Origin of the sequence: Rhodopirellula europaea 6C (assembly GCF_000338295.1) — a bacterium.
Taxonomy (GTDB): domain Bacteria; phylum Planctomycetota; class Planctomycetia; order Pirellulales; family Pirellulaceae; genus Rhodopirellula; species Rhodopirellula europaea.
In genome coordinates, this window is record NZ_ANMO01000100.1 from 1 (window position 1) to 11568 (window position 11568).

Here is an 11568-nt window from a genome sequence, read left to right on the forward strand (position 1 = left end):
GTCCGCCTCCTATCAGCCGTTTGGCGTTAGCCACGGTTCCCACACACTCCCCGAAGAAGCCTGCACCGTTTTCCGGTGACACGGAAAATGCGACGTTGTTTGTTGTTCTGTCCTACGCCCCAATGGGGCATTTCTAAGATAGCCCCAGGCATCGCCTGGGGTTCGTTTTTGGTCCCGCCACAACCCAGGGCGTTGCCCTGGGCTGGCATAGGGCTGCCCCTTGGGGCGAAGTCATTCTTCATCCCGGTAGGGATGTCAGATGGTAGCCCGGGGTTGCTGCGAAGCAGCTTACCCCGGCAAAGGAAAGGCTCGCCTCGACCTCGAAAGGGTCGCAGAATATTTGACCCTTCCAGGGTCGCGGATTGCCGGGGGCATGTATGCTGAGGTGTTCACTGCGTTCCAGCCACCGGCTACCGTCTGCAATCCCTTCGGGATGAAACTTGAGCAAGGCCTACCCAACGCCAAACGGCAATCACATGATTGCACCGAATCCTTTCTCGGCTTGTTGATTGAGTCGTCAACGACGTTTTAGCACCTGTGGGATGGGCACTCTTGCCTTTCTGTACCCCACATCTTTTGGGAGCCACTTGCGTTGAGAATCCAAGCGGTTTGAAGCCAAATATCCCTTGCCCAGAAATTATTAGTGTTTGATAAGCGGCGATTAGTGTTCCCTTGACCGCTCTGGTGGAACACTAATCCAATCTGATCGGACACTAATCTTTGGTGTTTCGAGATGTGGGGTACAAAAAGGCACTCTTGCCCGTTCGAGTCGCGGATGTCGGCCAAGAGTGGCCAGCCAACTCAGGCCTCTTGGATCCAAGCCCGGGCATCTTCGATGTTCGCATGATCAAAGTATTTGACGGCAGCTTTGGTGAACGGTTTGCAGAAGGTAGCCATGCCGGCTTCCCACTTCGATTCGCCGACGAGTGCGAGTCGTTCGATGTCGCTGAAGTGTTTCATTGCGAACTTGGTGTCGGCCCAGAGTGCGGCCGCGTCCCAGCCATGAAAATCAGTGAGCACAACCATCATCCGGACTTTGCCCCAGCGTTCGATTTGTGCTTCCACCACCGGCACAAACTGCTCGTAGGCTTCCCCGGTCAATTTGCCAGAGAGAACCAGTTCAATGATTTTGCCCTCGGCAATCTCAGTGATTTCGTATGACATGACGGTTTCCGTGCGTGTGAATGAATGGACGTCAAACGTTCCAAATTAGTTTAGCGAAGGAACGCCAATGGCTGGTGGTGCCCGCACCAAGAAACTCGCACTGCAATCGGATTGAGCGAGTTTTCACGACCCGGGCAGTTTCCTGCGAGCGGCATGCCTCTGAGGTCTGGTCACACAAAAGCAAAACGCCTCTGGCCAATCTTCAGAGTTCTCAGTCTGAGTCGTTTCACCAGCGAATGCGTTTCGCTCTTGCAGGTCAAACGGTGTACACCAAGCAAAGAGGTTTGCGCACCGGTGTCGGACACCGGAGTAAGCAAAGGCATCCTCAAAACACTCGCAAATAGACGCGTAAACCCATGTGCAGGCAAGGTGCACGTCACTGAGTTTGGCTGCTAAAACATTGATGCTTATAAGCGGGAAAGCTGACTGAAACACTCATGTTCGCTGAGGTGGTCTTCGACGAAAAAACGCTTGTCCTCATGTGTTGCCCTGTCAACGAAGGATTTCAGATGCGAATACGTCATGATCTCCAAATGGCCGAATCGGAATTCGGGACCAGCGATCTTAACGCCGGATGGTGTGTAGTCGACGAAAAACGATGTTCGATCCACTGACGTTGGAGCTCGCGTCTGTGCACCACTGTCATTGAAATCGACGACGTATAGCCGGTCATCCGGAACGACCAGGATTGGAGCGATCCAATTGATGACGATGGGCTTTTTATCGGAGTACCCGTTCACGATGTCGGGCAACATCGCGCTGGCGGATTGCAGAGCCTGCGTCCAACGTGGGTAGATTTCCTTGTCTCCGCCTTTGATATTGCCGTTGCGGTCCTTGGTGATGCATTCGGCTGACTTGCCAACAGGTTCACCGGACGAATACATGCTGCGGCTCGGCTGCAGTTCCAACGTGCAAGCCTTCGGAAACGCACCAGTCTCATTGGATAGCATTGACATCGGCTGTTGATACTGGATTGCATTATGGACGGCGGTTCGATCGCCGCATGTCCTCGCAATGACACAGTGCCCGGCTTCGTAAGCTGACCGTGGGGAACGGTAGACCAGCATGGGCGCAAACTCACTCAAACACTTGCACTCGATCGCCATACGAAGCCTGACGGTGAGGTACGCATCAGCAAGGTTGAGGTCTGCGGTTAGGTCGAACTGCCGAGGCTTCCGCTCGATCGGATCATCGTACGTTCCGCCATGGCGATAGCGAAGTCGCTTCGCAGCAAACAGTTCTCGCACCTGCATCTCAAAGGCAAACGACGAATCGGTTTCCAAAAAATTGACCATGTCGGCCTGCGATGTCGGCGTGATTGTCTTTGTCATTGGGCTATTGTTAATCAACTAGATGAAAGAATTGGAGTCGGGCCTTGATTGCGAGAAACCGGAGCAAGCTCACGCAATCTTGTTATTGTCTTTTCAATAGCCCCAAGACCTTTTCGATGTAGAACACCATCGAATGGTCGGCGATGTACGGTGAGCTGCCTTGCAATAGCATTTCGCCGCGTTCGTTGTATTGCGGCGTGGGCTGTTGTTTATCTGCCAACCATCGCTGTAGTTCGGCGTCTGTCGCCGGAATAATTTCAGCAATTTCGGATGTGTCATCGTTGGCGCCCGGTGCTCCGAACGCGACACGCCTTCGAGGCGATCGCTTCAATCCATCAGGCGTGAACCAAACCAAACGGCCGCATGGGCGATAACTCGGTGGAATCCGTGCAACGAAGTCGTCGTTGTTGACGAACCGTGCATATCGTCCGAATAGTTGATCGTCGATGTGGTCGGCGAGCGACTGGCGAGCGATCATCGGTTGCCCGAACGTCATTACGCCGGCCACTTGCCGACCATCGGCGTCAAAGTCATGTGCGCAACAGAGGGCAAGAGCGCCGCCCAAGCTGTGACCAGTCACCCACAGGTACTGTACCTCGTGACCTCGCAGTGCGGTCTCGATCTGCGGCTTCAGCGTTTGGTATCGCGACCAAAACCCGGAATGAACGTCGCCATCGGAGAGACGCGTCGGTGCTCGCGAAATGTTCGTCAGCCAATCGCCGGCTTGGTTCTCACTACCACGAAATGCAATGACGGCGACATCGTTCTGAATAGCCACGTAGCCAAGCATCGTGTTCGACTCGACCGTTTTCACCGTATCGAAACCCAAGCCCCGTAGCGTTTGACCCGCATCAACCGGCGTCTCGTAGGCAACCTCGCTGATCTCCGCCAGGACTTCCGAAGCCGGCCAGTTGGCTGTTCCTTCGCTGTCCCACCAATGCCGAAGCTTTTCCACCTCGGTGTCAATGATGACGGGCGGCGTGGGATCAATGTCCCAAGGATCGTCGTCGATCACGTCGATACCACCGGGCGTTGAGTTGGCAACGATTGCTCCGGCGATCAGCAGCAATAACCCAAGAGCGGTCGCTGCGCCAAACCAGTTTTTGGCTGGTTTGCCGTTCAGCAGCCGATAGAACCCGATGCAACCGACAATCGAAAACAGGACAAAGATGGGCCAAGCATTTGATGTCAGTAGGTTCATGACCAAACTCGACGGCTAAAAACGGAAGAAAAAGACTTCATCTTGGATAGGCAGGACACGACTTGCTTCGTGTGTGTTCGCTTTCGGACTCGTTTGGTTTAGGCGATCCATGACCACCACCACACCACTCGCCGGTCCCAAGCCACAGCTCATAGAAGTAGAGCCATTCACTCGCCCATGGGATGATCGTTTCAGCCAAGAGCATTCGCCGGTCCCACTCACCGGATCCCGGCAAATAGAGGCACAACGAATCATCGCCGTACCGATGGGGAATCGGATCGTCAGCAGGCTGAACGAGTTTGGGAGATCGAACAAACACCTTCGGAAAACGCTCCAGCGAGTAGGACAACCGGATGTCGTAAATATCACTGAGCGGTGTCGGTTGAATTTGCATGTCCCAACGAAGCTGGTTCCGTTTGACATTGCCGACTCCATCAGGAAACTGACGCCTCAGAGCACCCCACTGGGTCACGACCCCGAGTTTACCTATTGCGTTTAGATTCGCCATAAAACGTATGTCCTCGAACGGGGGTCGTGTTCGGTATCGGTGCCGTCCCGGTGATGAGTGTTGCAGTTGAAGACGCCACCGCAAGTTTTCCGGACGACGATGCCCGTTGGACGTCATAGCCGAGTGACTTCGCGGATGCCTCGACAACCTGTCGGCCCAAGGAAGCCCCGAGAAGGTCGAGGACGCGATGAATTCCGCCGCCCTTGATCGCTTCCTCCAACTCAATACCAACTTGCTCAAGCCAAACTCGAAAGTGCTTTTCACGATCGGGGTAGTCTTCGGCTTGCCACCGGTCAGCAAAGTTCTCCGACGGATTGATCGGATTTTCGACCCAGGCGACGCTTTGGCCGTTGACTTCGCGTTCTTCGATGTGGTCCGGCATCCGGTGAACGAGGTTGAGCAATGCATCAAGCAGGTTGGCTTCGTTGCTGTACGCCTTGGCGGCAAGCGTCGTGATCAGGATCGAGGCAGGTCGATTCTCGGGGTCGCCATCAAAGCGACAGTCGCGATGGCGTTTTAGGATCTGGATCGCCCGCTGCAGCGGAGTCTTTATTTCGTACTCAGGGATGCTTTCGGCGGCTTGCTTGATTTGCCAATCATTGACCACCAACCCGTCGCGACGGAGCGAGGCTTCGGCCATGCTTTTCTTGATTGCCTCAAGACGAACTTCCATCGTGGACCGAAACCAGTCAGCGAACTGCCGCGGGTTGCTCGGCAACCAGCAGCGGACACTTTTGTCGGTGATCAAGATGTGCTTGGCTGCATCAGTTGCAACGATCTCGCGTTGTTCCGCGTCGGGGATCGCCGGCAAAACGTCCATGTGAAATTGGTCGGGGAAGTTCAGGCACCAACACCGTGACCCTTCGCTTAGTTCTGGAACGGTTTGACCGGTCTGCCGTCTGTGTTTGACGTATTCCGTTAGATTTTCGCCGGCTTCGTCCTTGAGTTGCTGCTGCGTCTTCCCTTCTTTTTTCAGCATTCGCTCGTAGACCAAGTCGACGTCATATTCGTCATCTGATTTGACGGGCTGCGTTGCGGTGCCGAGCGCAAAGGAGCCCTGGGAATAGATTTCGGGAGATCGCCTGCCGGCGGCTTCGTCAAGTTCTTCCAGGAAAAACGCAAGCTGCTCGTATTCAAGCACGGCGGCCTTGTGGAGTTCCTCGGGAACGTCCAGTGATTTCGCAACTTGTACTAGCAGCGAATTCAGTGTGTCTTGAGGTCGCAGAATCATACGTGAGTTTCTCCAATCTGAAGTGCTTGAACAAAACCACCGAGTCGATTGTTATGGTCGTAGATGATCCACGGCTGGTGGGCTTTGGGCATGCGGACTCGTCCAAGCTCAACGTTGCACGAGACCGATGCGACCGGGAACACATGAAGTGGCGTTGCCTGCCCGTAGATCATTTTCAATTGGTCAATCAATGGGCGAACGGTCGCTCGGAATGCTGATAGGTCGGCGGGCGACTTGATCAAGTCGTTGTGAGGTTGATTGACGGTGACTTCCCATAGATCAAGATCATCACCGATGACTGATGTGATGCGCTGGGAATCAATCGGGGCCGAAAGCGAGAGCAGCAGCGCGGGAGTTCGGCTCGCGTCTGGCTTCGCTGGGGGGCGAACAACAAAGTCGACAGTGCTTGACGCGTCGGGCCAGGACCAGGACGGTGATGGCTCTCGGTGCCGCTGGTAAACATCCACGTCGACGAGATCGACCAACAATGACCCAAGCAAAATCAGCAAGGGTTGTGGGGCAATCGCAAAGACGGACAAGTGACCGATGTCTTTGTCTTCGATTCTCTCGGCAACGCGTTGCCGAAATCGTTTCTCAAGATGACCTCGGTGAACGGACCAGAAATTTGGCTCGTGATCTCTTTCGGCGAAATTGATATTGCCTAGCTCAAGCGGCTCCCGCCGCGCCGGAAAGCGACGGGGAAACAGTGCCGAAGCTGCTTCTTGGAAGTCGACAGAAGTCTCAACGTTGCCGATTGCGGCACCGTACAAAAGCACATGGCTGGTTTTGTTGGGTTTAATCCCGGTAACGAGTTCCACTCGAGATTCATGTTCTCGCTTCCAAGACTGCAACAACTCGATGCTGTAGCGAGTTCCCATAGGATTGTTGTCGATCGTTTTGTGGCACCGACGACATGCCAACAGCAGGTTGTCGGCACTGTTGATCTTGTCCGCATCGATTCCGTCGTTGCCCCGTGCTCCGCCAGAATTGAAGGAGTAGATATGGGCGGCTTCGGCGAGATTGACGTCTTCCTGGGTAAGGTTCGACTTCCAAACCAATTCGTTGCAACCATCGAATTGACACCGGCAAGCGCTTCGGCCCCACAGCGAGTAACGGACCGAATCTTTGATGTGGCGATCGGCGACTTTGATCAATTCGGACGTATTTTCCGCCGATTCTGCTATGCTCACTGCCATCTCCGTGACAAACGTTTTTCCGAGTTCGGCTACCAAAGCCGAGTGTTGCAATGTAGGCTGTGTGTTCGACTCTCGCAATTTTAGCGATACATTGCTAGCAATGCAACACTGGAAACAATTGGGTACCTAAATATGCCAAGAGGCATGTTCGACGCGGAAGGATTCTTCGCCGTTCTGGATGGACATCGCATTCAACGAGACGTGACTTGGCGACAGATCGCGAAGGAGTCGGGGGTAAGCCCGTCGACGCTGACGCGGATGGCCCAGGGGAAGCGGCCCGATGTTGATAGCTTGGTTTCGTTGTTGGCTTGGTCGGGTGAATCGGCGGATAGCTTCATGGTTGTCGACGGCGAGAAACCAGTCACCACGGATGCTCTTGCCAACGTGACCGCACAGTTTCGGAAAGACCCACGGCTACCACCAGAAGCAAAAGCGGCGATTGAAGCGACTGTGAAAGCGCTCTACGAACAGTTCGCGAAAACAAGGAAAGCGAAATAGCTATGGCGTTCAGGTTTAGGCGAGGCTTCAAAACAGAAGCCGAAAGCCATGCACTAGAGCTTCGAAAGGAGCTCAAATTGCCGGATCATTCACCGATCTGCCCCTGGAAGTTGGCCGAACACCTAGAGATCCCAGTTCACACGCTTCGGTCTATTCGTGATGTTGAACCCATGGCATACACTTATCTTTCGGGCGTAGGGCACGAGTATTTCTCGGCCGTGACTCTGTTCGGGGGAACTCACGGCTGCACTCGAATAATCTGCCACAATCAATCTCATGCCAAGACGCGACAGCGAGCCAATCTTGCTCATGAACTGGCACATGCGATCCTCCTGCATCCTCCAACCGCGATCTTCGAGTGTGATCTTGAAACAGAGGAAGAGGCCAAATGGCTTGGTCCCGCGTTGTTGGTTCCCCAACCTGCCGCCATCAAAATTGCATTCGCGTCTGACGCGATTGATGTTGCGGCAGACAACTATGGCGTCAGTGAGGTGCTGATGCGAATGCGGCTAAACGTCACCGGCGCGAACAATATCGCTCGCCGAAGTCGGGCAAACTCAAAACTGCGTTAGGCTTTTACGAAACAGAACAGTCCGAGTTTCTTCGGTGGAGAGGAATCTTGGCGACAACCTGCATGCAAGGTTTAGATCGCGACTGCAGTTGAACGATCGATCCGCGGAACAGCTCTTATCAATGTTGGCCCCTAGTGATTAGCTCCGGTGGCCGACGCCGGAGTACTGAATTCGCGTTCTGTGAAGAATCACTGGCGAGCTGTTGATTGCCCACAAGTCCGCACGTTATCCCGTGAGGGTTTTCAGGTGTTAGTCGTTGGTCGCGGAGCGCACCTGCGGGGCATGGGAAGACACCATCGCGGTTCGAACCCGAAAGGGCGTCGCTTGATTTAGCTTGTCTGATGTGCGACCGCGTTTGGGGGCGAGCAGGGAGTTTTTAATGTGACTGCGGCGTGAAGGGCTTTTGCGGTTTCTATGTCTCGCCGGCTGTTGATTGACTGAGTTGTTTGGGCGCTTGGTTTGGTTCTGTGGTGGAACCGGGGCTAATGCCCAAACGGCTCATTGCATCGACCCTCATTCCAAGCTGTGTGGCTGCACTCGTCTTTGACGAGAGAGTAGATCAGTTGTCCTCAACTGTTTGCGTGCCGGCTTCAGAATCGTCGAACAGCACGGCGCGAATGTCGAGTTCGGTAAACGCTTGGAGCCGCTCGGGAGGTTGAGTTGCCAGACGGAACAATTGAGACAATTGTTCTACTCTTGCGAACGTGAAATCGCTCCGCTTCTGAACAAGCTTGGTGAATGGCGTTGTGGTCGGGCCAAGAGCGCATGAAAAAAGCCTGGAGCGGATGGGTCCGTTCCAGGCTTTCGAATTGTGTGTCGTTTGTTCGCGTTCAGGTTGGTGAAACGCGAATCGGATCAGACTGCGGCGCCGAGAGTCGCACGCAACTTGGCACCGTTGCCGGCTTGGCCGAAGGCGGTCATGCGAGCGACGCAGACGTCCTTCATCGCGGCGCGGGCTGGTTTCAAGTATGCACGTGGGTCGAAGGCGGCTTTGTCTTCGGTCAAGACTTTGCGGATCGCTCCGGTGATCGCCATGCGGCAGTCGGTGTCGACGTTGATCTTACGAACACCGCTCTTGATACCACGTTGGATTTCTTCAACTGGCACGCCGTAAGTTTGCTTCATCTCACCACCGAACTGGTTGATGATGTCTTGCAATTCTTGTGGCACGCTGCTGCTGCCGTGCATGACCAAGTGAGTGTTTGGGATCTTGGCGTGGATGGCTTCGATGCGATCCATGGCCAAGACTTCACCGGTTGGCTTGCTGGTGAACTTGTAGGCACCGTGGCTGGTTCCGATCGCAACGGCCAACGCGTCGACGCCGGTTTCTTCCACGAAGCGTTGTGCTTCATCGGGATCGGTCAACAATTGATCGTGGGTCAGAGTTCCGACTGCACCGTGGCCGTCTTCTTGTTCGCCGCCACCATCTTCGAGCGATCCCAGGCAACCCAGTTCGCCTTCGACGCTGACGCCGCGAGCGTGTGCCATCTTCACGACTTCGGCGGTGACTTTGACGTTGTAGTCGTAGTCGGCTGGGGTTTGACCGTCAGCTTCGAGCGAGCCGTCCATCATGACGCTGGTGAAGCCATTTTCGATGGCCGACAAGCAGGTCTCGGGGCTGTTGCCGTGGTCTTGGTGCATGACGATTGGAATCTGTGGGTACAGTTCCGCCGCGGCGACCATCAGGTGACGAAGGTAGGTGTCTTGGGTGTAAGCACGAGCGCCACGCGAAGCTTGGATGATGACCGGCGAATCGGTTTCATCGGCAGCTTCCATGATCGCCTGGATCTGCTCCATGTTGTTGACGTTGAACGCCGCAACGCCGTAATCGTTTTCGGCGGCGTGATCCAAGACAACGCGAAGTGGGACGAGTGGCATGGCGTTCAATTCCTGAGGAGTCGTGTTTTTTAGTGGGAAAGCTCGCAATTATCTCGTTGAATGACCATTTCGCAAGGGCATGAAAAAACCGCTCGCCCGTGAACGGGCAAGCGGTTAGGTAAGTCAATTGAGTTGCCGGCTCAGCGGTTACTTGGCAGCCGCAAAGCGGGTGGCAACGGCGTCCCAGTCGACCACGCTCCAGAATGCGGAGATGTAGTCGGGGCGACGGTTTTGGTAGTTCAGGTAGTAAGCGTGTTCCCAAACGTCCAATCCCAAGATCGGTGTGCCGCTGATGCCAGCGATTGCTTCGCCCATCAGTGGGCTGTCTTGGTTGGCGGTGCTGCCAACGTGCAGCTTGCCACCGGAGACGTACAACCACGCCCAGCCGCTACCGAAACGAGTCGCAGCAGCGTTGGCGAATTGTTCTTTGAAGGCGTCGAACGAACCGCAAGCTTCGTCGATGGCGGCGGCCAAATCGCCTGATGGCGAGCCACCTTTGCCAGGACCCAAGACCGTCCAGAACAACGAGTGGTTGGCGTGTCCACCGCCGTTGTTGCGGACTGCGCCGCGTTTATCATCGGGAACAGCGGACAAGTCGGAGATGACTTCTTCGATCGACTTGGAAGCCAGATCGGTACCAGCCAACGCATCGTTGGTCTTGGTCACGTATGCGTTGTGGTGCTTGGAGTGGTGGATTTCCATCGTCCGCGCGTCAATGTGCGGCTCGAGGGCGTCGTAGGCATACGGCAATTCGGGCAGCGTGAAAGCCATGGTGCTCATAGGGGTTTGTGGGTGGCGGAAATAGAGACTTCGTCTTCGTCGATAGCGTACCAAGACGTCCAGAGACGGGCGAGCGGGTCAGTTGGCCGATGTCTCGGGTTCCAACGTTTCCGGTTCGAGCACGAAGCGATATCCCGCGTCGCGAACGGTCAACAAATGAACCGGTTCGGCAGGCGATGGCTCGATGGCTTTGCGAAGCCGAGCGATGAATTGGTCGACCGCACGGGTTTGCAAATTCCCGGACATCTCCCACACCTGCGTCAGCAATTCGGATCGGTTGATGACTCGTTCTGGGTTCTCAACGAAGTAACGCAGCAAACGGAGTTCTTTTGGCGTCATCTTGATGGGTTGGCCGTCGACTGAAACTTGATGCGTCCGAAAGTCCGCTTCGACTCGCCCGAAGGAGATCGAATCAACCGTTTCGGGGACGGGCGGAGCCGCTCGGGGTGCGGTGCCGGCTGGTGAAGTTTGCAACAAGTTTTTGACGCGGCTGATCAGCTCGTACAAATCAAAAGGCTTGCTCATGTACTGGTTCGCACCAACGTCGAATCCACGTGCGCGATCTTCGGACAACGTTCGGGCGGAGAGCATCAGGACGGGTGTCGTGTTGCCCGATTCGCGAATTTGTTCGCAAACGGTGTATCCGCTCATGCCCGGCAACATTAGGTCCAACACGATCAAGTCGATCGAACTGCCGGAATGCTCGATCAATTGCAATGCCGAGGGGCCGTCTTCGACCAACGAAACGCGATAGTCTTCGGCCTCGAGGTTGTATTTGATGCCAACACCGAGGTGCCGCTCGTCTTCGACCACCAAAATATGAGCTCGCATCCGACTCCTCGGGACTGAATGATTCATTCGCGGGCGTGCAGGGAATCCGTCCAAACGGATTCGATTCGGCCAAGCATTCGCGGGGTGGTTTTCACGTCATGCTTGCAACGGACGAGAAAACGATGGCTTCCAAATGGGGGCCGCCACCGGTTTGGGCACCGCGAATTGCGACGATCGAATTGTGACACGGAAAAACGTTCGAACCAAGACGCCCACTGCGATCCCGTTGATCACGAGTGGTCGTGCAGGTGGTTGATGCAGGTATTTATGCTGCTTTCGCGCACTGCACCTCTCCCGAAACGAAGTTTTGGGGGAGTCGAGCGACGCCGTTCAGGCGTACGAGAGGGAGGGGGGATGCATGGGAAACGGAGCGCACTC

At 55.2% G+C, this 11568-nt stretch carries 11 protein-coding genes; 2 read left to right on the forward strand and 9 right to left on the reverse strand.

From position 1 onward, the window contains the following. Window positions 1-801 precede the first annotated feature (801 nt). The 6 genes from RE6C_RS09665 to RE6C_RS09690 all read right to left on the reverse strand — a co-directional run bounded on the left by RE6C_RS09665 (window position 802) and on the right by RE6C_RS09690 (window position 6625). Entirely contained in the window at window positions 802-1164 is a 363-nt protein-coding gene (locus RE6C_RS09665) for a SpoIIAA family protein (RefSeq protein WP_008656088.1), read from the reverse strand. A gap of 407 nt (window positions 1165-1571) precedes the next feature. Next, a complete protein-coding gene (locus RE6C_RS09670) occupies window positions 1572-2495 on the reverse strand; it encodes a hypothetical protein (RefSeq protein WP_008656090.1) in 924 nt (307 codons plus the stop codon). Window positions 2496-2577: 82 nt separating this feature from the next. Further along, complete coding sequence (locus RE6C_RS29460) at window positions 2578-3696, reverse strand: lipase family protein (RefSeq protein ID WP_008656092.1); 1119 nt, start codon at window positions 3694-3696, stop codon at window positions 2578-2580. Between the two features lie 37 nt (window positions 3697-3733). After that, on the reverse strand, window positions 3734-4090 hold the full coding sequence (locus RE6C_RS09680) for a type II CBASS E2 protein (protein WP_052034940.1): 357 nt from the start codon (window positions 4088-4090) through the stop codon (window positions 3734-3736). Between the two features lie 88 nt (window positions 4091-4178). Next, window positions 4179-5435: a nucleotidyltransferase domain-containing protein gene (locus tag RE6C_RS09685; protein ID WP_008656095.1), complete on the reverse strand. Its 1257-nt coding sequence runs from the start codon at window positions 5433-5435 to the stop codon at window positions 4179-4181. Next, window positions 5432-6625: an HNH endonuclease gene (locus tag RE6C_RS09690; protein WP_160167197.1), complete on the reverse strand. Its 1194-nt coding sequence runs from the start codon at window positions 6623-6625 to the stop codon at window positions 5432-5434. The genes RE6C_RS09685 and RE6C_RS09690 overlap by 4 nt, the downstream gene beginning before the upstream one ends. A 138-nt stretch (window positions 6626-6763) precedes the next feature. Here RE6C_RS09690 and RE6C_RS09695 point away from each other — a divergent pair, with 138 nt between their 5' ends. Both RE6C_RS09695 and RE6C_RS09700 read left to right on the forward strand, forming a co-directional pair. After that, window positions 6764-7129, forward strand: a complete 366-nt coding sequence (locus RE6C_RS09695; protein ID WP_039961706.1) for a helix-turn-helix domain-containing protein — start codon at window positions 6764-6766, stop codon at window positions 7127-7129. Window positions 7130-7299: 170 nt separating this feature from the next. After that, complete coding sequence (locus tag RE6C_RS09700; RefSeq protein ID WP_201766875.1) at window positions 7300-7701, forward strand: ImmA/IrrE family metallo-endopeptidase; 402 nt, start codon at window positions 7300-7302, stop codon at window positions 7699-7701. Window positions 7702-8556: 855 nt separating this feature from the next. Here RE6C_RS09700 and fba read toward each other — a convergent pair. From fba to RE6C_RS09715, 3 genes are all read right to left on the reverse strand, one after another. Beyond that, a complete protein-coding gene (fba, locus tag RE6C_RS09705; protein ID WP_007333980.1) occupies window positions 8557-9579 on the reverse strand; it encodes a class II fructose-bisphosphate aldolase in 1023 nt (340 codons plus the stop codon). A 147-nt stretch (window positions 9580-9726) separates the two neighbouring features. Continuing rightward, window positions 9727-10359 carry a superoxide dismutase gene (locus tag RE6C_RS09710; protein WP_008656101.1) on the reverse strand — a complete coding sequence of 211 codons (633 nt, stop codon included), beginning with the start codon at window positions 10357-10359 and terminating at the stop codon, window positions 9727-9729. 78 nt (window positions 10360-10437) lie between these two features. Then, window positions 10438-11190 carry a response regulator transcription factor gene (locus tag RE6C_RS09715; protein WP_007326130.1) on the reverse strand — a complete coding sequence of 251 codons (753 nt, stop codon included), beginning with the start codon at window positions 11188-11190 and terminating at the stop codon, window positions 10438-10440. Between the last annotated feature and the right edge of the window lie 378 nt (window positions 11191-11568).